Consider the following 19452-nt stretch of genomic DNA (forward strand, 5'->3'; position numbering starts at 1 on the left):
GGAAGACCGAGGCTGGTGAGAGGAAACAGGAGAAAAAAGCGAAGGTCTTTGGGACACCGCCCGAGGCGGAGTGGAAAAAGGGAAACACGCCTTTAAGCGTCCACCTCTGAGGCACTCCATGAAACCGCTACTTTGGACGCGGTTTCCCTTTTTCAACGGAGCCGTGCAGTGAATCCCCGGCGCTAGTGTTCCAAGTACCTGGAGCGTTTTTTCCTGTTTCCTCTCCTCCACTACAGCCTATCAGACAACTACGCGCCCAACCCCCGTCAAAAATTAACGCTTGCCCCCCAGCCGACACATATGATAGATTTGATTTTATCAAAAAAGCATATGAGCACCGCCAAAAGTGACGCTTGCGCATCGAAGCTGATGTCGCGACTTTTTAGGTGCCCCATCATATTCATGCTCGTATAATTTTGGGAATAAGGCCCAGCAGTTTCTACCGGGTGACCGTAAATCACCTGACTACGAGTGAAAGAGCGTCTAGGGTTCCGCTTCTCCTGTTCTGCCAGCTAATAGGCAGGGGTGAGAGGGCTGGTCCAAGCGGCGCTGGCACGCTCGATGCGTGTTACACCTGAGGGAGAAAAGCCCAGAGGGACAGGTTTCACTTCGTGTTGGTTTGTGTTTTCAGCCAGCTCGTGACCTGTCCGCTCTGGGCTTTATTTATTTTATTGGGATCATGTAGGGATCATTCGAGGGGGAAAATCAGATGAAAGAATTGCAAGACCGCATTGTACAGGACGGCAAGGTGTTGTCCGCGTCCGTATTAAAAGTAGATGCTTTTTTAAACCACCAGGTAGACCCGCAATTGACAATGAATATTGGCAAGTGTTTTGCCGAGCTTTTTGCGGACGAGCCGATTACAAAGGTTTTGACGATCGAAGCAAGCGGGATCCATTTTGCGCTGGCAACCTCTTTCGCACTGGGTGTACCGTTTGTCTATGCAAAAAAGAAAAAGGCAGTCACCTTGACAGAAGAAGTCTACTCCGCACCTGTTCATTCTTTTACCCGTCAAGAAACGTATCAGATCAGCGTGTCACGCCAGTACCTGTCACCCGATGATCGTGTTCTGATTGTCGATGATTTCTTAGCTACAGGTGCTGCGCTGGTAGGTCTGACGCAAATTATCAAGGATGCAGGCGCTCATCTCGTAGGGGTAGGGGCAGTCATTGAAAAAAGCTTTCAGGAAGGTCGCGGCCTGCTAGAGGAGCAAGGGGTTCGCATCGAATCACTGGCTCGTATCCAATCGATGTCTCCAGAAGGAATTCAGTTCATTTAATTGCATAAACGCATTACAGGCAGCGGTTTTATGACACTACACTAGAGGAGAGAAACAAACACACATGCTATCCAAACAAAAGGTTGTCACCCTGGGATTGCAGCACGTTTTAGCCATGTATGCCGGAGCTGTCGTCGTGCCCTTGATTATCGGCGCAGCACTGAAGCTGACACCGCTCCAAATCGCTTACTTGATTGCGGCTGACTTGTTTACGAGTGGGATCGCAACCTTGCTACAGGTAGTAGGCACGCGCTACACAGGGATTCGTCTGCCAGTCGTGCTCGGCTGTACCTTTACAGCAGTAGGACCGATTATTGCCATCGCTTCCTCGACAAACTTGGCGACAGCGTATGGGGCTATTATTATTTCAGGTTTGTTCGTCGTTTTCGCTGCTCCGCTGTTTGGCAAGCTCCTCCGCTTTTTCCCGACCGTGGTGCAAGGCTCTGTCGTTACCATTATCGGGCTGTCTTTGATTCCGGTAGCGATGACCAACGCCGCTGGCGGAGATGCAACAAAACCTGACTTTGGTGCACCGGAGCATTTGCTCCTCGCTTTAGGTACACTCGTCATCATCTTGCTTATTAATCGTTTCTTTACAGGCTTCATTCGCGCGATCTCGGTATTACTCGGTCTGGCTGTCGGTACGATCGCAGCGTACATGATGGGAATGGTCAGCTTTGCAAACGTAGCGACTGCTTCCTGGTTTAGTGTCGTAGAACCTTTTTATTTTGGAACACCGCAGTTTAGTATCGTTGCCATTTTGACGATGATCCTGGTGAATATCATCAGCATGGCTGAGTCTACAGGCGTTTATTTTGCTCTTGGAAAAGTGACCAATACAGAAGTCACCAATAAAGATGTTGTGAAAGGCTTGCGCGGAGAAGGCGTAGCTATCGTGCTCGGGGGAATTTTCAATGCATTCCCGTACACCGCGTTTTCCCAAAACGTGGGTCTTGTGTCGTTGACGGGTATCAAATCACGCGATGTCATGATCGGAGCAGGCGGAATTCTCGTCGTTCTCGGTCTGTTGCCAAAGCTGGCTGCTCTGACGACCGTTGTCCCGAGTGCAGTTCTCGGTGGAGCGATGATCGCGATGTTCGGGATGGTTGTAGCTTCCGGGATCAACATTTTGTCTCAGGTCGATTTGCGCAAGAACGAAAACCTGCTGATCGCTGCATGCAGTATCGCAGTAGGACTTGGCTCAGCAACTGTGCCGACGATGTTCGACCAACTGCCGACACTGATGAAAATGATGATGCAAAACGGCATCGTGACAGGCTCTTTGACCGCGGTTGTGCTCAACATTCTGCTCGTGCATACCAACAAAAAGGCACAGACAACGCCTGCAAATGCTATCTCCGAAGCTTCCTAATTAGCGAAAAAGCCATTCTCTACGAGGGTAGAGGATGGCTTTTTCTACTTTGCACGCGTTTACGCTTTTTACATGGAGCCAGCCAGAAGCTCCAGCCTTTTTCTCTTCACGCAGTGTTATAAGCCCCGTGACCCTCCCTGCATACAGCATACGATGGCAATGTATCGGATTATTTGTGAGAGGACGGGGAGAGATGGTCACTTTTCGGGAAGCCATGCAAGCCAAGCAGCATTTGGTCAAACGGTGGAAAAAGATGCCGGGTGTCATAGGCATTGGAATCGGCTATGCGAACGAAAAAGATAGAAAAGACGGGGCTTGCATTGTTTTGTACACAGTAAATGCAAGCGCCTCGGTAAAAAGAAGCTGCCCGCGATCTGTTTCTGTCCGAAGTGTAAAAGCAGCCGGACGAGTAGCTGTTCCGGTTCGGACCATCACCTCGGGGCGGTGCTGCTGCCATGTACAGGTTCGGGACAGGGCTTCCGCCAGACAATATCGCGGCAGAATTCGTCCGGTCATCGCGGGCTACAGTGTAGGCTATCCGGGAGCCTCGGGCACAGCCGGTCTGATCGTCCAAAGTGCTTCCCGGAGTGCACAGCGGTATTTGTTTAGCAACAATCATGTCCTTAATAGAAACAATACAGGGGGCTATACCGAGACGATACAGCCAGGGGGAGCGGACGGTGGTCGCTCAGGTAGAGATCGAATCGGGCGGTTGTATCGCTTTGTTCGTCTGCGCAAAAATGGGGTTAACTACATCGATGCGGCCTTATCGATCCCGACAGCCAATCGACTCTTGGCTCCACGATACGCGACAGTTGGAGTGGTGCGTGGACATGTGCGCTCCTACGGCGTGGGGAATCGATTCAAAAAGGTGGGACGGACGTCGGGACGAGTCAGCGGGGTTGTAGAGTCGATCCATACAGATATTGACGTTGATTATGGCAATCATGCCGGGCTTGGAACGATTCGTTTTCGCAACCAAACGGTCATTCGCGGGGCAGTAGCGGTCTCATTGCCTGGTGATTCCGGCTCCGTCTGGCTTACAGCGAGCAACTATGCGGCAGCCGTCAATTTTGCAGGCTCGGCTGATGGCAGACGTTCTATTGCCTTTCCGATTCAATGGGCGATGCAGGCTTTTGGTATCCGTGTAGCAAGAGCAGCGGGTAGTCGTGGACAGATACGCACTAACGGTCGAAAGCAAAAGAACCCAATGCGCACGCAGCCATTATCTGCGGCACAATTGGGTACGATTGTGACCAAAAGAGCTCTAAAGACAAGTAGAAGGAAGCACCAACGCAAAGAGGTGCATTAACGCATGTCGGCAGACAATTGGTCGAGGCAATGTAAGACATCCTCCGAGATGGCTTCCAAGCTTTGAAAGACAGCCTCAGCCTCATCCTGTTTGCCCGCCTTGACCAATAGATAGACATTGCGGACTACCTCGTGAAACTTCCGGTGTGGTGCATCTAATTGCTGGAAAGAGGGCAGAGAGTTGATTTTTGGATCATTTTTTGCTTCGTGATACCAGACGCCCAAACGACATTGCAGATGGTCAACCAAATCTTTTTCCTCGATCTTGTGGTAGCCTAGCATGTAGTTGTACAGCCACCATTTCCATAACAGATGATCAGTTTTGACGATACGCAAATGATGCTTCGCTTTCAATTGATTCAGCTGACTGATGCTGAGCTTATGCAGTTCATTAATGCCTGCCCCGATGTCATAGACGTTTTTCCCGGCATGGGATACGTGTTCAGCGATTTGCTCCATATTGGACTGGACCTGTGAGATTCGCTCGGAAATGTCATCGGTGGCGGCAGATTGTTCTTCGGCTTGTGCAGCGATATGTCCAGTTGAATGGCCAACCTTTTCGATATTTTGGACGATGTCGCCCATCAGGTCGATCGCGTCACGGGTCTGAATGGCTTCCTTGCTGAAATGCTCACTCATCTGAGCTGCCGAGTCTTTGACTTGACTGGCTTCTTGCTGCACGTTCTGCATTGTGGAGGTAATGTTTTGCACGGATTGCTTCGTTTGCTCGGCCAGCTTGCGGACTTCCTCGGCAACAACCGCAAAGCCGCGTCCATGCTCACCAGCACGCGCCGCCTCGATGGAAGCGTTCAGTGCTAGCAGATTTGTTTGATCAGCGACGCTGCGGATGACCTGAACAACTTGGGAAACGTTTTCAATAGTTGCCATGAGCTGAGAAATTTTCGCCTGCATGTCATTGAACTCATCAGCCATCGAAAGAAAGCTCTTGAGCGATGCCTGGATAATTTCTTTACCAGTTGTAGCTTGCTCCATGGTCGTAGTAGCATTCTCGGCTACCAAAACAGCAGACTGGGCCACTTTTTGTACGGACTGACTAAGCTGTTCAGCGGCAAACCGGACGTTGCTCGCTTCGTCTGTAGTCGTTTCTACCGTATCGAGAACATGTTTAATCTTATCGATCTGCATGACGAGCTCCAGTACTTGTCCGAGTCGGTCCACTACTTTGTAATCCGTATCTTCCTGATACGATTGTAGGACGATCTGCGAATCGAGTGTCAGCAGCTTGATCAGTGCAAGCAAAATCTCGGATGTTTCCTGTGGTTTTTTTGTGTAGGTAGAGACGACGGAAGGGATCAAATACTCATACACCCGCAAATAGGATCCCGTGTACCACTCAGGGGCAAGACCGATTCTGCTGTGGACCTCGCCGATTTTTTCTCTGCCTTTTACATATGTATTGTCCAGCTGCGCATTTGGCAGTGATTGCAAATAGTTTCGAAATGATTTAGACAGGCGATCTATCGTTGTGTTTGACTCGATGATATGCATCAAATGGGAATATTCGTGAAGCATTTGGTAATGGCGGTCGGTGATTGCGTCGAGATGTTTTGTCAGTAACGGCTCCAATTGCTTCATGCGTTCCAGGTCTGCTTGATTGAGCTGCAAAAATTTTACTTTTCCTTCCAATTGCTCTGTCACTGGTATATCGCTTGGCTGAATCTTGGTGGCTGTGGCAGATTCCCCCCGCTTAACAAACATACTATCCCTCCGCGTTTTGCTCTCATGCATTCTCTACGAATAAATATACCGTTCCGAATGAACCATAATGCCCAGCGGTCTGTACAAGAAAAACTGACCTATCACCAAACGAATAGGTCAGTTGCAAGCACACTGAAATCAATTCTGGTTACTTCCATCATAATATCACGAGGATCAAACTGCTACTATTGAACTATTGTAAATTTGTGAATGTTTATCGAGTGGAGTCTTCCTTTATAATGAAAGAATAGTGAAAAGAAAGGTAATGATTTTTATCTATGAAAAAAAATAATATATTTCCAAACGTACTCGGATTCATCGGTTGCTTTCTAGTGTTTCTGGGCAGCATGATATTTTCCACATTGTATCCGCTGCTGATTTTTGCAGGGATAGCGGGCTTTGCCGGTTTGGCCTTTTTTGTATATCGAATCATTTCCTTCTATAACAAAAGAACCTGAGTACTTATTCAAAAAAAGTCATGTGCCCTTTTTCTTCACGGTAATAGGAGAGACGGTCTTGCAGGGTGCCCGTGTGCAGCTCGAATTTGTGACCATCCGGATCGGTGAAATAAAGAGAGCGCTTGTCTCGCTCATCGCGTTCGCGTCCTGGCAATATGTTGGCACCATGCTTCTCCAAGTGAGTTTTCCAGGTATCAAACGAGGCTTCATCAATCGAAAAGGCCATGTGTGTATAAGAGTGGGCAATTTCATTACGGGGAATGTCTTGCTCCTCGTTGATAGCGAGCCAGTGCCCATGCAAATCAAAATAAGCGAGCTTTCTTCCGCGTACGAGTGGTTTGGCACCCATCACGTCACGATAAAAGCAAAAGGACCTCTCCAGATCGGACACAGAGAACAATAGATGGTTAATTCCTTTAAGCTGTGGTAGCAAGCAAATCCCCTCTTTCACAATCGTTTTTTCTCATTGTAAAAGAGTGAAGAAGAACAGGCAAACCCGTGAAGACGCAGGGTCTGCCTGTTTTTACATGTACAGGAGCTTTTATGATTTTTGCTGTTGTTGTTGCTGCTGCTGGGTTTGAATAGTGGATTGGACCTGCGACACCATTGTTTGCGCCTGAGCAATTTCTTGTGAAGCAGTCTTTAGCGCCTCCTCAGCTAGCTGAGGGTTGGCGGCAGATTGTTCGATTGCTTGGGTAATCATTGATTTTGCAAGAGTAGCAGCTACTTCAGCTTTTTTGAGTGAATCCGTATTGATCTGGCTAGGCATGATTCTTCTCCTCCGTGTAAATGATCTTTGGCACACCATGCTACTATGTCCTTCTTCACGAATGAATATGTAGGCAGGCACAGCCCAACCGCTTACACCACTGGATGCATACCCTTTTAGGAGGGAGGTATGCCTAATGAAAAAGAAATGGGTGCAAGTAGTCCGGCAGACTGAACAGGCTTTTTGGACCATCGTTTTTTCAGCAAACAAAAGGGTGGGAGAACGCGGCAATATTTTGCCGACAAAATTTAATTCGAAGCAGAAAATTCGCAGGTTTTTAGAAAAAACAATGACTCCTTGCTTGGCAAGTCGTGTGATCGGCAACCTCGATTTGCGCCGAATCAATGGCCAGCTGGCTATCCCGGTAGGCGATGGGATTGGAGCGCCCCCGATCATCAAAGCTCAGGTGCTTTCCGAGGGCGCAAGGTGTGTTACGCTTGCTGTCTGGTTTCAATTTGACCCAAGTGATCGTTTTTTCCGTGTGTATCAATTGAAAAAACGCCAAGATGGACGCTGGATCGTATTCGGTCGTCATCCCTTGGATTATCCGTTTAATTTGCCACGTGATTTTAGACGCCGGGGCCCTTTTGCCGGATGCTGTGCGCCATGTGTCGGAAGGAGAAGGCGAAAAAGGGCATGAAAAAAAGTTGGTAACATTTTACGGGCGACTTCGTTGATAAGAGAGGAGGTGGGAGATGAAGGCGCAGACATGGAGCGAGTTATTCGCTGATTATCAATATCCGCTGTACCGTTATTTATTTCGCATGTGTGGTTCACGCGAGGTCGCCGAGGAGCTGCTGCAGGAAACCTTTTACCGCGCCATGCTCTCCCTCTCAATTCAGGATGCCAGACAAGTTAGGGCGTGGCTCTATAAGGTAGCTCGCAACCTTTACGTCGATTGGCTGCGCAGGCAAACGTCTGAGCAAAAAATGCTGGAAAACATCAAAAGACTGATTCCAGCAGCTTCACATACATACGAGCCGGAAGTCGCATTACGTCAAAAGGAAGATAAAGAGAAAGTAGAGTGGGTCATGCAGCAGCTCCCGGAAAGAATGCGTACCATTTTGTATTTGCGTGAGATCGAGAGTTTTAGCTACCAAGAGCTGGGCGCAACACTCGATTTGAGCCTGGATCAGGTGAAAGTCACTCTGTACCGGGCAAGAGAAAAATTTCGGGAGTGGGAAGCCCGAGCCGAAGGAGGTAAGCGAGATGGAAGATGACAAGCTGTTAAAGGACTGGCAAGAGCCGATCTTGCAATGGGACGAGAAAAAAGCAAGGCGAATGGTATGGAAAGCACGATTTACTCTATGGCGAAACATTGTACATATTCTTTTGATCATTTGGTTTTTGTATGCACTCTATATGATGGCCATCCAGATTGGCTACAAGCAGCTTGGAAAGGAAGAAGCATTGGTTCGCTATGCCACGACACTTATCGAGACGCATTACTCAGGCTTGAAGGTCGGCAAGTGGGATCATACGTCCGTTGAGCTGTCTCCGTTACTGACACAGGAGACGACGATGCCATTATACAAACAGATTGGCAAATGGGAGCTCGTTGTCGGGGCGGTAACCGTGAAAAAGCCTTTCTGGGGAGAAATAAGCTATCAGATCAACTATCAGAAAAAAGAATTGGATGATCGAGATGGGACATTTCAATTTGCGTTGCCGCGTTCACTGACTGGCGACAGCCCGATCAAAGAACGAAAAGAACAGGACTATATATGGGATCAGCTCAAGCACATCTCCGACGGTTATGTGGCGGAAATGGCCCTGTCCTCCATCGATCCGCAATCGCCGGAGCAAATGCGCAAGTTGCTTTCCAAGTACGACGTCTCCATTTTACAAATGCCTGTGTACGCAGGAGAGCTAAAGACGTTTGAGCCCTCCCATTCTCGCGGTGATGAGACCTATGTTCCTTTCCTGGTGCTTAGACCTGAAGTGCTCTATGACGAGAAATCGCGACTGTCACAGACGACTTTTGATTTAACAGAATCGGTGGAGAGTGCGGAAAAGCAGTTGATTCCCGACCTGGAGTATGTGCTGGCAAATGGGAAAAGTAGATTCGAAAGCTACGATGAGCCACGCCTTGCTTATCTGAAAGAGCATGGCATCACAGTCTATGGAGCGCTTGTCACCGGTCCTGTGCGTGAGCTAGAGAAGCTCGGGCAAGATCCGGAGTTTCATGAATTCCGTTTGGGCAGGATCGAGGTATGGAATTGGTAGTGGTAGTGGCCCACGTGTAAGGAATGAAATTGAATGGGATGGGGACGATAGAGGAGGAATGTACCAAGAAGACAAGTATGGGAGAAATGAAATATGCAAACAACGAATAAGAAGCGGTACGCAAATATCATACCGATGGAAGATTTAAATACGATCGAGAAGAAGCTCAACCCCTTTCCGATTTTTGAGCAACTGCGGGAGACAACCCCTGTTCGCTATGATGAAAATCGAAATTGCTGGGATGTCTTTCGCTATGAGGATGTTCATCGCATTTTGAAGGACCCGGCTACCTTTTCATCGAGAAGAGGTGGGGAGGAAAATGAGTCGATCCTCATGATGGACCCACCAAGGCACACACAAATGAGGGCATTGGTCAGTAAAGCCTTTACACCAAAGGTGATTGCCGATCTGGCTCCACGCATCCAATCGATTACGGATGAGCTATTGGATGCGGTACAAAACGAGGAAAAAATGGACATGGTGCACGACCTCGCCGTTCCGCTGCCTGTCATCGTCATCGCGGAGCTGTTAGGTGTACCGGCGAAGGATCGGAAGCTATTTAAAGACTGGTCGGATATTTTAGTAAAGGGGCCAGCCAAAAATACAGAAGAGCTATTCGTTCAAGTGATGGCGGAAAGAACACAGGCGCGCGAAGAGCTGGATGTATACTTTGCGGAAATCATGAAGCTGCGGCGTCAGGAGCCAAAGGATGACCTGATTTCCCTACTCCTGTCAGCAGAGATTGACGGAGAAAAGCTCGACGATAAAGAAATCATCATTTTCTCTATCCTTCTACTAGCAGCGGGGAACGAGACGACGACCAATCTGATTACAAATGCCGTACGCCGCCTGACTGAGGATGAAAAATTACAGCAGACACTTCGCGAGCAGCCAACGCTCATTCCCGGTTTCATCGAGGAGGTCCTGCGATTTTATCCGCCGGTTCAAGCGATCGGTCGAGTAGCAACCAAGGATGTGCAGATTGGGGATGCGCAAATTAAAGCGGATGACCAAGTGATATCCTGGGTGGCAGCGGCCAATCGTGACAGGGCAAAATTCCAAGATCCTGATACCTTTATCGTGGATCGAAAGCCTAATGCGCATCTCGCGTTCGGCTTCGGTATTCACTTTTGCCTGGGAGCGCCACTCGCCCGTCTAGAAGGCCAAATCGCGATCCAAGCTATCGTAGAGAGATTGCAGCATATACGGTTTGTGTCCGGAACAGAGCTTACACCGATTCCGAGCCCATTTGTTTACGGAGTGAAGCAGTTTCCGATAACATTTGAAAAATGAAATGGATAAAGCCTGGTGTATAGGGCTTTTGTAGCTGGTAAAAAAATCCGGTATTGCTTTTCCCCAAAATGACCTATATAGTATTTAATTGTTGATGCAAATAGCGAAAAATGTCGAATGACGCGGTTGGATCAACATGGGTTTTAGGACCTCCTACTATATGCCGGTATGGCGGAATTGGCAGACGCGCGCGACTCAAAATCGTGAGGGAAACCGTGGGGGTTCAAGTCCCTCTACCGGCACCATCAGCACCATACATATTTTTTGTTATACTATCGGAAAGTATAAAGATGTAAGGATGATAGTATAAGTGCAACTAAGGCTACGCCAAAAGGCTTGGCATAGCCAAGTTTTCTAATAAGGTGGGAAACAGTGAGTTAGACCTGTTTCTCACTTTTTTTCATTCCAGAACAAGCTACAATAATAGAGACAAAAGGAGGCGGATACGGTGAGACTTGCAGGGAAACAAGTCGTTTGTTTTGTGGAAAGTGAGTTTGAGGATTTGGAGCTGTGGTACCCGGTTCTGCGACTTCGTGAAGAAGGAGCCGTCGTTCATCTCGTTGGACCAAAAGCAAATCATGTGTACATAGGCAAATACGGTGTTCCATGTGAAACGGATAAAGGCATGGCAGAAATTGATCCAGCTGACTATGCTGGTGTGCTGGTGCCAGGTGGGTGGGCGCCAGATAAACTGCGCCGATATCCAGAGGTGCTGTCATTCGTAGCCGCTATGCATGAGGCGAAAAAGCCTATCGGCCATATTTGCCACGCTGGCTGGGTACTCGCTTCTGCGAAAATACTTCGGGGTGTGACAACGACCTCCACGCCTGGGATTAAGGATGATATCGAAAACGCAGGGGCTACTTGGGTGGATGAAGAGGTGGTAGTAGACGGACACATCGTCGGTTCGCGCCGTCCACCAGATCTGCCTTCTTACGCCAAAGCATTTGCTGATTTGCTGGCTGAGCAAGCGTAATGAAATTCAATAAACAAAAGGGCATGTCCGATACATTTCGGCTGCCCTTTTTCCTTACCCGCTGTTGTTCCCGTTTTTCCAAGGGGGATTTCCGTACTTTTTTATCGTGCTTGTAATCTTGTAAGCGACAAACGGGATCAAGAACGAGAGAATGACACCTGCTAATGTAAAAAAGGGAGGGAGAGCCCCGAAGATTCTGGTCATCCTATGCACCGCCTATTTTTTCTTACTTGTTGATTCCACCAATGTTGCGGATGTAGACATTCGCTTCTACGTTTATTTCGCTTTTTTCAAAAAGCTTTTGGCCCTGCTCCCAGTCATCGTTTATTTGTTTCCAGAGGGAATAATGAGTCTGCTTGAGATGGCTGCCAAGGCCAATAACGTCCGCTTTCAGATCATGGTGTACTTTTCGGATGGTGTCACGGCACAAGCGCTCAATTTCTTTGGCAAAGGCCGCTTGCAGCTGTTGCATGATGGCTGCATTCAATAAATCGATTTTGGCGTAGGATTCAAAAATTGTGCCTTCGCATTGAATCTTGATCGTAAACTTGATGTGTTTTTTGTCCCGAGTGTCTGCTTCTACACTTTTCTTGGCTCCATGGACATTTAAAACGATCAGGTCATCCTTGTACTGTGCTTTCAGCAATCCGCCTTGAACGTGGCCCGTAAGAAAATTGAGACCTTCTGTTTCTTCTTCGCCCAAAAAGCCGATTAATTTATTTTTTGTGGAAAAAATGGCTGAGCCTGCGACCTTCACCTCTTCTTTTTCCGCAATGATACGGGGTAGGGCAAAGCTATACTGATTCAACAAATATTGATGCACATCTCCAATTGTAACCTCGGGTAGCATTCGCGAATTTTTGTTGATGTTTTCGCCTACTGAATTGATATAAAGGGAAGGAATTTTTTCTGTTTTGGGCCGTACCTCAATGACCTTTCTGGCGTCTCCTTTGGAAATGAAAACCTTGCTGCTGCGTCTCGAGTCCGGGTCTCGCAAAAGAATATCCACTGCATCGGTAAACGTTGATGCCTGGCGGGCGATTTCCTCTGAAACGACAAGGATTTTCAAGTGCTGATAAAAGGGGTTTCGACTGATGCGGGTAGACAGCTCGCGTGATACTTCAAATAAGGAATCACCCTCAGAGACGAGATTGAGGAAGGCTTCATCTGTCGTATTTTGCCCGCCGCTGATTCCTTGCGAGCCTGAGATCAGACCTCCGGGAATGACAATTTGATGCGTCATCAGAAAACGCTGTTTGCCTTTGGGTTTATCAGGAGCCTCTTGATTCGCTTTTTTTTCCGCTTCGCTGGACCGTGGAACATCAATCGTTACACCGACGACAAATCCTCGTTCCTCAATTTGAACCTGATCCCAGCATCCGGCTACCATGGTCAAAAGTGTGACGAACAGGCTGAGAGAGACGATACGCTTATTCATGGCCTTTCACCCCGCGCATCTTTGCCATAAGCAAGAGAATGATAGGAATGAGGTACACAATGATAAAGCCAGAGTAGGTCAGTCTATCGGCAAACGAGAAAAAGTCGACCAGATTTTGCGGGAGCATTGCGATGAAATAGATGAGTGGAGAGAGAATGAGAATCCAAACAATCTTGGTTATCCGCCTAAACATCGAAGTCAAATTGATGATTGTGATATCCAGCCACATGGCGCATGTATTGAATATGGTCATGATCCAAATGGTGAAGAAGATCGATTCAACACGTTCAAAAAAGCCGCCGGGGATTTCTACCTCTTTAGCAAGCTCAATGGTTGGGTAGGTGAGATTTTTAGCTACCTCTGCCGAAAACACCCCGATGACAAACATATAAATCGTCAAATAGAGCAGAACGGGTATGGCAAGCCCCAGCGCGATCGCCCGTGGTCCATCCTGTGGATTTCGCATCAGCATGGTGTAAAACAAAATGATTTCGAAGCCGGAGTAGGACAGACCAACTCCCTCTGTGCCCTTGAGCAAAGAACGCCAGTCAGAGGAAAAAAACGGGCGCACATTCTCGATTTCAACCAGCTGCGTCGTAAACAACAACACTATGGCTATCACCACAAAGACAACAGGGAGAAACAGCAGGTTCAAGCGCAGCATCGCAATGCGTGACCCGGCAACCGCATATTGGACGATCAGCAAAAAGCTCAGGGTAATCATTTCGACTGGCGTATTGTAGAACAAATACTGCTTTGCAATGTTTCCGATGGCTCTGATTTCGAATGAGACGAACATCATGGTGTACACACAGACCACAGAGGTCAGTACGAATCCGACAGGCTTGGATGCGATTATGGACGTATACTCAAAAAACGTTTGCCGGGGAAAGCGAGCAGCTAGCTTTGCCAGCATACAACCAATTATCCACGCAATTAATCCGCTCAGGATGACCGAAATCCAACCATCAAACGCTCCGGTTGCTTTTGCCAACGTACGGGGAAACGTGAGGATGCCGACTCCGATCGTCACAGAGGCAATGTTGATCCCCATATGATTTTTGCTTATTAACTTTTCAGCAAGCGTTTGTGCACTCATGTGGAGTCCCCTGTTCCTGTGCGTGTTTCATCTTTTGGATGCAATGATCCCGGTCGCTTCCGCAAAAACGTAATGGGTGCTCGCAGGATCAAATCCTTCCAATCCTGGGGCATTTGAGGGGTAAAAGGAGCTAGGTACGGATAGCCGATGCTCGTCAAATTGGTTAAATGGATCATGATCATGATAAAGCTCAGCACGACCCCGTATATGCCAAAAATGGCAGCGGCAAACATGGCGAGAAAACGGATCATCCGAAAAGCAATGGCCAAAGGATACGAAGGAATGGCAAAGGAAGCAATCGCAGTGAGTGCAACGACGATAACCATGACCGGACTGACGATGCCTGCGGATACGGCTGCATCTCCAATAACCAGACCTCCCACGATCCCGACTGTTTGACCGATCGGTTTGGGAAGGCGCAATCCTGCTTCTTGCAGCAGCTCCATCGTGGTGACCATCAAGAGTGACTCTACAAAGGCAGGAAAAGGAACCCCATCCCGTGTAGCCGCAATCGAAAATGCGAGATCGGATGGAATAAGTCCAGGATGAAACGTGACCAGTGAGATGTAAAAAGCAGGCGAAAAAACAGCTAAAAAAGCAGCGAGGTAGCGGAGTAGCCGAGCAAGTGTGCCAGCGATCCACCGCTCGTAATAATCCTCTGGTGAGTGCAGAAGAAAGCCGATTGTGATGGGCAAAATCAGGACCATGGGTGTGCCATCGAGTAAAATGGCTACACGGCCTTGGAACAGGGCGGCTGCCACCTTGTCGGGTCGCTCCGTATTATGGATCTGCGGAAAGGGAGACATGAAATCATCCTCAATCCACTGCTCGACAAAGCCGGATTCCTCTACCTCGTCGATATCAATCGTGGCGATTCTGCGCTTGACTTCACTGAGCATCTCAGGGTCGACAATGCTGTCTATATACGCGATAATAAGCTCGGTTTTGCTGCGTGCCCCCACGTAGGAGCCGTCAAATCGCAGATTTTTATCCTTTACCCGTCTGCGGATGCGAACCGTGTTGTCTCGGATACTTTCCGTGAAGCCATCGCGCGGGCCGCGGACGACTCCCTCCGAGACCGGCTCTTCCGTAGCACGCGTTTTCCAGCCTTTGCTGTCGATGATGATGACTTCGCTTGCCCCATCTACGAAGAGGCCAATATCGCCGGAGAGAACACAATCAATGACATCGGTTAAGGTGCAGGATTTATTGATTTCGCTGACAGAAAGCACTTCTTCATACAACAAACTGAGAATCATTTCTGGCTCGATGGGAACGCTTTTTCCTGCCATGGATATGTTGAGTTGAATATGGCTTAACACCTGATCGTGCAGCATGTCACTGTTCACGAGCCCATCAATGGCCACGACCGCACACGTATGGCTGCTGTTACCGATCAAGAGCGAGCGGACGAGCAGATCGTGAGGATTTCCGAGCTCGGTTTTAATTGTCTCCATATTTTCCTGCAGGCTGGTAGATAACAAAACGGGAGGCGATTGCTGATGCAATGCCTTTTGCATGAAGGGGGAGGAGGTTTTCTTTTTGCGACGCGTAGTCAAAAATCTTCGCAACATGGAAGTCCCTCCCGTTCAGGATGCGAATATCATGTTAGTGCGATTTTTTCCAGAATAGAGGAAAATTATGCGGATGAAAATTCCACGGATAAACTTTCATACAAAGAATTGAACAACCCCATAAGGTATGATACATTCGGCATGGTAGAATAGAGAGTAGTAGAGAGAGTAGGAATACTGGAGAGGGTGGGATAGAAGTGCTTAATAGCCAGGTATTGGTACGGGAAACGGATTTTTCCCGGCTTGCACATACATGGGAACAATTGGCTGAACAGATGAAGGAACAAGGTGACAAGACAACACCTGCCAAGCTGTTGCAGCTGGCTGACAAAACGAAGCGGGCGGAGCTGAACATCGCCTTTTGCGGACACTTTTCTGCAGGGAAATCGACGATGATCAATACACTCCTCGGAGTAAAACTGCTGCCGTCCAATCCGATTCCAACGAGTGCAAATGTCGTGAAGATTCGTGGTGGCGAAAAGGCAGCTCGCGTGTATACAAATGCAAACGGGGTCATCACGTTTGATCCAGATACCGAGATGGAAAAGCTGAAGCAGTTTGCTGTAGATGGAGATACCGTCGAATCCGTTGAAGTTTCGTATCCGGGTACATTTTTGGATGAGTATTCGAGCCTGCTGGATACACCAGGTATCGACTCTACTGATGCAGCTCACAAAATCGCGACAGAATCAGCCCTTCATTTGGCGGATGTCGTCATCTACATGATGGACTACAACCATGTGCAGGCAGAGGAAAACTTTAATTTCACCAAAACGCTGAAAGACCGGGGCAAACCGGTTTATTTGGTCGTCAACATGATTGACAAGCATCTGGACTTCGAGCTGGACTTCGACAGCTACAAGGAAAGTGTGGAAGAAGCTTTCGCTACCTGGAATATCAAGCCAGACGGCATTTACTACACTTCGCTGGCTGAGCCGGATCATATGGAGAATCAGTATGAAGATTTCAGACTCATGCTCGGTAAGCTGATCACTGATCGCGAAGAGCTGGTTGTAGAAAGTGTTCGCAGTGCAGCAGCACATCTGATTGACGAACACATCCAAGTAATGAAAGCTAGCCAGGCAAGCAATCGTCAGGAGCTGGAAAGCAAGCTGGACAGCCTGGAGGTAGCTGGTGTTGACAGCCGGAGCGCACAAGAAGTTGCAGCTGCTTTGCAAGAGGCGCAGTCGCATGTAAAAGCACTGGAGAATCGTTCGCAGGAAGCACGCAGACAGATGGAGAAGGACTTGGGCGTTTTGCTCGACAACGCTCGTTTGACCTATTACAGCACAAACGAGGCGGCAGAGAGTTATTTGGAGAGTCGCAAGCCTGGATTCAAGCTGGGCTTTTTATTCGCGGGCAAAAAGACAGAGGAAGAGCGTACGCGACGTGAAGAAGTGTTGCTGGCAGAGTTCCGTGAGAAGGTGGCGGGTAATCTCGACTTCCATTTCAAAGAATTAATGGGAAAACAACCACAAGTGTATGACATCCGTGATGACGAGTATCATGCTCGTGTCCATGCTACCAAAATCGAGATTACCTCCGAGTTTCTCGCCAAGCACATCAAGGATGGGGCACAATCGCGTGAATATGTTATGAATTACTGTAACGATATTTCTGCTGGCATCAAGCTGGAGTACAGACGTGCCGGTCTTGCTTTCATCGAGCAGGTAGTAGCACGATTGGAAGAGCAGGCGAGGTCAGAGGGTGCGGCTCAGCATGAGAAGCTCGCGGCATTACGTGAGCTGGCTGATGTACACCAAAAGCTTGCAGACCTTGCTGCGGGCGAGGAAGCAGCAAAAGAACGCTTGCAGGCGATCATGCGTGAAGGAGACAAGGAATCATGAATCAACTACGAGACAAACTAGTGGCCGCAGCAGATCGCTTGCGCCGTACAAGTAAAGAAATCACCTCCGTGCCAGGTATGGAGGCGCAGGCAGAAGCGATGCTGGATCGTGCAGATCGCCTTATAGCCAACCGCTTTACTGTGGCATTGTTCGGGGCGTTCAGTGCCGGAAAATCATCCTTTGCCAACGCATTGATGGGTGATCTCGTGCTGCCAGTGTCGCCAAACCCGACGACAGCAGCGATTAATAAAATCATGCCTCCAGATGAGGCGCATCCGCATGGTACAGTGCGCGTTGTACTGAAGGAAAGAGAGGCAATCGAGCAGGACGTGCTTCGTTCCCTTGCTGTATTTGGCCTATCCGCTAGCGGGCTGGAAGACGCATTAGCTGAGCTCGGCAACATTGATGTTACACAAATCCCGCCAACAGCGAAGCCGCACTATACCTTCCTGAAAGCCGTCACCAAGGGTCTGGGAGACATGACAAGTCATCTGGGCGGCGAGCTGCTTGTAGACATGCAGGCGTTTAAAGGCTTCGTAGCCAAGGAAGAAAAAGCATGTTTTGCTGAGTACATCGAGCTGTTCTACTCCTGCCCGTTGACTGATCAAGGGATTGTTTTGGTAGATACGCCTGGTGCTGACTCAATCAATGCGCGCCATACAGGTGTAGCCTTTGAATATATGAAAAATGCGGATGCCGTGTTGTTTGTTACTTACTATAACCACGCGTTTGCACAAGCGGACCGCGAGTTCTTGCTGCAAATGGGACGCGTAAAAGATACGTTTGAGATGGACAAAATGTTTTTTATTGTCAATGCGGCTGATTTGGCTGCATCGGAGGAAGAGCTGCAAGGCGTGATTACCCATGTGGAGAAAAACCTGCTTACCTGCGGAATTCGTTTGCCGCGAATTTATCCGGTTTCCAGTCAGACCGCACTGCTTGCGCGTATGCACGAAAAAGGCAAGCTAGCGGCATCGGCTGAAAAAGTATACCGTCAACGTACGCAAACAGCCGAAGGCGAGGCGCTGATGGCTGCCGATGAGGCTTTCAAGCTGTCTGGTATGGCTTCATTTGAAGCAGATTTCTTGCGCTTTACGATTGAAGAGCTGACCCAGATCGCTGTGAATGCAGCCGTGGGCGAAATCCGCCGGGCATACGACACCTTGAGTGAATTCATGCGGATGGCACAATCCGGTGAAAGTGAGCGCTTAGCACGTCGGGAGGCGGCAACTGCGGCACAAACGGCAGCCCTCTCAGCAGTAGAAGCCTTGTCAACCACTTCACTGGAGCGGGATTTGGCAAAAGAGCGGGAAGAATTGGTTTATTACGTGAAGCAGCGCCTCTTTTTCCGATTCGCTGAGCTTTATAATTTTGCGTTTAATCCGGCTGTTCTCAAGGAAGATGGTCGCAATCTGAAGCAGGCGCTACATGGCTGTCTGACTGACCTGTTGCGCTCCATCAGCTACGATTTGGCACAGGAGCTGCGTGCAACCACGCTGCGTCTGGAAAAATTCATCAACAAGCAGGGCGTTTCGCTGGTGCAGGCATGGCAAAAGGATGTTCAAACCTACGCTACCAGCCTGACACTGGCTCCGTACCAGGCACGTCAAGTAGAGACGCTTTCCTTTGCAGAGGACCTGCCTGTGGCACCGACTGCATTCCAGCCAGCGCTCTCCTTGTTTAAAAATACGAAGGACTTTTTTGAGCAGGATGGCAAGGTGAAAATGCGTGAAGACCTGGAAAAGCGTCTGCAAGATCCGGTAGCTGCTTATGTTGCGACTGGCAGTGCACAGCTCGATCAGCAGTTCCAAACGGTATTTACCGAAATCGCAGCAGGGGAGCGCGCCCGCGTCATCGAGCAAATCGACGCCTATTTCACTGGTGTTTTTGCTGCACTCGATATGAATGTCGATCTGGGTGAGCTGGAAGCCAAGATGAATCGCGTAGCCGCTGAGCTCGCGTAAGGCAGAGTTGTTATAGCAATATAGAGCAAGTAGGACAAAAGATAGCCCAGGGAGCGCCTGCATAAGTGCTCCCTGGGCTTTTTGGCACACTATTTTCATTTAGCGGACAGCCAACGCTAGTACCGCA

17 protein-coding genes, 1 tRNA gene and 1 riboswitch are annotated in these 19452 nt (G+C 48.8%); of the genes, 11 read left to right on the plus strand and 7 right to left on the minus strand.

Annotated elements, in window-relative coordinates:
• The first annotated feature begins 386 nt into the window (after positions 1-386).
• A riboswitch (purine riboswitch) is annotated at positions 387-488 on the plus strand.
• A gap of 221 nt (positions 489-709) precedes the next feature.
• The 3 genes from SB752_RS13260 (at position 710) to SB752_RS13270 (ending at position 3963) form a co-directional block, all read left to right on the plus strand.
• Positions 710-1279: a xanthine phosphoribosyltransferase gene (locus tag SB752_RS13260; RefSeq protein WP_410716104.1), complete on the plus strand. Its 570-nt coding sequence runs from the start codon at positions 710-712 to the stop codon at positions 1277-1279.
• Between the two features lie 64 nt (positions 1280-1343).
• On the plus strand, positions 1344-2651 hold the full coding sequence (locus SB752_RS13265; protein ID WP_410716105.1) for a nucleobase:cation symporter-2 family protein: 1308 nt from the start codon (positions 1344-1346) through the stop codon (positions 2649-2651).
• Positions 2652-2844: 193 nt separating this feature from the next.
• Positions 2845-3963, plus strand: coding sequence for a chymotrypsin family serine protease (locus tag SB752_RS13270; RefSeq protein WP_410716339.1), 1119 nt, complete (start codon positions 2845-2847; stop codon positions 3961-3963).
• On the opposite strand, the gene SB752_RS13275 is transcribed toward SB752_RS13270, so the two are convergent.
• From SB752_RS13275 to SB752_RS13285, 3 genes are all read right to left on the minus strand, one after another.
• Positions 3960-5681 (minus strand): protoglobin domain-containing protein, encoded by a 1722-nt coding sequence (locus tag SB752_RS13275; protein WP_410716106.1) that lies wholly within the window; start codon positions 5679-5681, stop codon positions 3960-3962. The two genes, SB752_RS13270 and SB752_RS13275, sit on opposite strands and share 4 nt — an antisense overlap.
• A 462-nt stretch (positions 5682-6143) precedes the next feature.
• Complete coding sequence (gene fosB / locus SB752_RS13280) at positions 6144-6572, minus strand: metallothiol transferase FosB (RefSeq protein WP_410716107.1); 429 nt, start codon at positions 6570-6572, stop codon at positions 6144-6146.
• A gap of 108 nt (positions 6573-6680) precedes the next feature.
• Complete coding sequence (locus SB752_RS13285; RefSeq protein WP_410716108.1) at positions 6681-6908, minus strand: hypothetical protein; 228 nt, start codon at positions 6906-6908, stop codon at positions 6681-6683.
• 136 nt (positions 6909-7044) lie between these two features.
• Here SB752_RS13285 and SB752_RS13290 point away from each other — a divergent pair, with 136 nt between their 5' ends.
• The 6 genes from SB752_RS13290 to SB752_RS13315 all read left to right on the plus strand — a co-directional run bounded on the left by SB752_RS13290 (position 7045) and on the right by SB752_RS13315 (position 11403).
• The gene (locus SB752_RS13290; protein WP_410716109.1) at positions 7045-7548 is read left to right on the plus strand and encodes a hypothetical protein; all 504 of its coding nucleotides are present in this window, start codon (positions 7045-7047) and stop codon (positions 7546-7548) included.
• A 55-nt stretch (positions 7549-7603) separates the two neighbouring features.
• Positions 7604-8128 (plus strand): RNA polymerase sigma factor, encoded by a 525-nt coding sequence (locus tag SB752_RS13295; protein ID WP_410716110.1) that lies wholly within the window; start codon positions 7604-7606, stop codon positions 8126-8128.
• Entirely contained in the window at positions 8118-9134 is a 1017-nt protein-coding gene (locus tag SB752_RS13300) for an anti sigma factor C-terminal domain-containing protein (protein ID WP_410716111.1), read from the plus strand. The genes SB752_RS13295 and SB752_RS13300 overlap by 11 nt, the downstream gene beginning before the upstream one ends.
• A 93-nt stretch (positions 9135-9227) precedes the next feature.
• Positions 9228-10427 carry a cytochrome P450 gene (locus tag SB752_RS13305; protein ID WP_410716112.1) on the plus strand — a complete coding sequence of 400 codons (1200 nt, stop codon included), beginning with the start codon at positions 9228-9230 and terminating at the stop codon, positions 10425-10427.
• 162 nt (positions 10428-10589) lie between these two features.
• Positions 10590-10672 (plus strand) — tRNA-Leu (locus SB752_RS13310).
• A gap of 203 nt (positions 10673-10875) precedes the next feature.
• Positions 10876-11403, plus strand: a complete 528-nt coding sequence (locus SB752_RS13315) for a type 1 glutamine amidotransferase domain-containing protein (protein ID WP_410716113.1) — start codon at positions 10876-10878, stop codon at positions 11401-11403.
• A gap of 54 nt (positions 11404-11457) precedes the next feature.
• Here the strand turns inward: SB752_RS13315 and SB752_RS13320 are convergent, their stop codons facing one another.
• From SB752_RS13320 to SB752_RS13335, 4 genes are read right to left on the minus strand one after another with little or no spacing between them, the layout of a single operon-like run.
• Positions 11458-11607 (minus strand): hypothetical protein, encoded by a 150-nt coding sequence (locus SB752_RS13320; protein WP_410716114.1) that lies wholly within the window; start codon positions 11605-11607, stop codon positions 11458-11460.
• A gap of 22 nt (positions 11608-11629) precedes the next feature.
• Positions 11630-12841: a Ger(x)C family spore germination protein gene (locus SB752_RS13325; protein ID WP_410716115.1), complete on the minus strand. Its 1212-nt coding sequence runs from the start codon at positions 12839-12841 to the stop codon at positions 11630-11632.
• Entirely contained in the window at positions 12834-13940 is a 1107-nt protein-coding gene (locus SB752_RS13330; protein ID WP_410716116.1) for a GerAB/ArcD/ProY family transporter, read from the minus strand. Before SB752_RS13330 ends, SB752_RS13325 begins: the two co-directional genes overlap by 8 nt.
• Complete coding sequence (locus SB752_RS13335; protein WP_410716117.1) at positions 13937-15514, minus strand: spore germination protein; 1578 nt, start codon at positions 15512-15514, stop codon at positions 13937-13939. Before SB752_RS13335 ends, SB752_RS13330 begins: the two co-directional genes overlap by 4 nt.
• A gap of 197 nt (positions 15515-15711) precedes the next feature.
• On the opposite strand from SB752_RS13335, the gene SB752_RS13340 reads away from it, so the two are divergent.
• Positions 15712-17361 (plus strand): dynamin family protein, encoded by a 1650-nt coding sequence (locus SB752_RS13340; protein WP_410716118.1) that lies wholly within the window; start codon positions 15712-15714, stop codon positions 17359-17361.
• Complete coding sequence (locus SB752_RS13345; protein WP_410716119.1) at positions 17358-19325, plus strand: dynamin family protein; 1968 nt, start codon at positions 17358-17360, stop codon at positions 19323-19325. Before SB752_RS13340 ends, SB752_RS13345 begins: the two co-directional genes overlap by 4 nt.
• Positions 19326-19452: the final 127 nt, after the last annotated feature.

This window comes from Brevibacillus sp. SIMBA_040, from assembly GCF_046535075.1.
Taxonomy (GTDB): Bacteria; Bacillota; Bacilli; order Brevibacillales; family Brevibacillaceae; genus Brevibacillus.

What these genes read in the sequence shown, in the direction of transcription:
- SB752_RS13345 (WP_410716119.1), top strand. Translation starts at nt 17,358, where the DNA reads ATGAATCAACTACGAGACAAACTAGTGGCCGCAGCAGATCGCTTGCGC.
- SB752_RS13275 (WP_410716106.1), bottom strand. Translation starts at nt 5,681, where the DNA reads ATGTTTGTTAAGCGGGGGGAATCTGCCACAGCCACCAAGATTCAGCCA.
- SB752_RS13260 (WP_410716104.1), top strand. Translation starts at nt 710, where the DNA reads ATGAAAGAATTGCAAGACCGCATTGTACAGGACGGCAAGGTGTTGTCC.
- SB752_RS13335 (WP_410716117.1), bottom strand. Translation starts at nt 15,514, where the DNA reads ATGTTGCGAAGATTTTTGACTACGCGTCGCAAAAAGAAAACCTCCTCC.
- SB752_RS13320 (WP_410716114.1), bottom strand. Translation starts at nt 11,607, where the DNA reads ATGACCAGAATCTTCGGGGCTCTCCCTCCCTTTTTTACATTAGCAGGT.
- SB752_RS13265 (WP_410716105.1), top strand. Translation starts at nt 1,344, where the DNA reads ATGCTATCCAAACAAAAGGTTGTCACCCTGGGATTGCAGCACGTTTTA.
- SB752_RS13295 (WP_410716110.1), top strand. Translation starts at nt 7,604, where the DNA reads ATGAAGGCGCAGACATGGAGCGAGTTATTCGCTGATTATCAATATCCG.
- SB752_RS13300 (WP_410716111.1), top strand. Translation starts at nt 8,118, where the DNA reads ATGGAAGATGACAAGCTGTTAAAGGACTGGCAAGAGCCGATCTTGCAA.
- SB752_RS13285 (WP_410716108.1), bottom strand. Translation starts at nt 6,908, where the DNA reads ATGCCTAGCCAGATCAATACGGATTCACTCAAAAAAGCTGAAGTAGCT.
- SB752_RS13325 (WP_410716115.1), bottom strand. Translation starts at nt 12,841, where the DNA reads ATGAATAAGCGTATCGTCTCTCTCAGCCTGTTCGTCACACTTTTGACC.
- SB752_RS13290 (WP_410716109.1), top strand. Translation starts at nt 7,045, where the DNA reads ATGAAAAAGAAATGGGTGCAAGTAGTCCGGCAGACTGAACAGGCTTTT.
- SB752_RS13330 (WP_410716116.1), bottom strand. Translation starts at nt 13,940, where the DNA reads ATGAGTGCACAAACGCTTGCTGAAAAGTTAATAAGCAAAAATCATATG.
- SB752_RS13270 (WP_410716339.1), top strand. Translation starts at nt 2,845, where the DNA reads ATGGTCACTTTTCGGGAAGCCATGCAAGCCAAGCAGCATTTGGTCAAA.
- SB752_RS13305 (WP_410716112.1), top strand. Translation starts at nt 9,228, where the DNA reads ATGCAAACAACGAATAAGAAGCGGTACGCAAATATCATACCGATGGAA.